The organism is Treponema sp. R6D11, assembly GCF_054786075.1.
Window position 1 is genome coordinate 1 of sequence record NZ_BDHD01000880.1, and the last position, 352, is coordinate 352.

Consider the following 352-nt stretch of genomic DNA (forward strand, 5'->3'; position numbering starts at 1 on the left):
TGATTCATCCAACGGAAACGTTCTTTCGCTTGTAAATATTCCGGCAGGTACCGTTACGTTCGGCATTACGGGAAGGGCGGAACAAAACATACTGTTGTATCAGGGCGAAAACGAGGACTTTGAAGGGCAGATACTGTATCTGGAATTAAAATCCCTTTCCGTCACGGGGCGCTTCAGAGCCCCTTCCAACCTTTCAAGCCCCATCGTCTTCGGCAACAACCGCTTTCTCGCGGGTATTAATTCAAACGGCCTGCTTATTACGGACGCGGCGTCCGGCGTATTGCTTGACAATATTCCAGACATAGAAAGAAGCGCCCTTTTGTACCCGGTAAACGACGGTTTTTTCTGCCTT

1 pseudogene is annotated in these 352 nt (G+C 49.1%); it reads left to right on the forward strand.

Annotation, left to right across the window (positions count from 1 at the left end):
- A pseudogene (locus ACYVTD_RS16625) lies at positions 1–352 on the forward strand (hypothetical protein); the annotation flags it as partial.